Consider the following 231-nt stretch of genomic DNA (forward strand, 5'->3'; position numbering starts at 1 on the left):
TTTTATTTTTCATTTTAATGATAATTGCATTAATGGCTGATATNNNAGAACCTTATGAAGGAGATGAAGAATTTCAGAAATATAAACAATCTTCTCATAATGTTATTGTCGGACTTATAACTCTTGCTGTTCTATTTGCATTCCTATATGCATCTTCAGTAAATTTCGTGGGATTTGGAGAAGCTGCTCAAAATATAATATTAGAAATAATAGTTATATTACTATCTAGTG

Source organism: Candidatus Nanopusillus massiliensis (assembly GCF_920984865.1).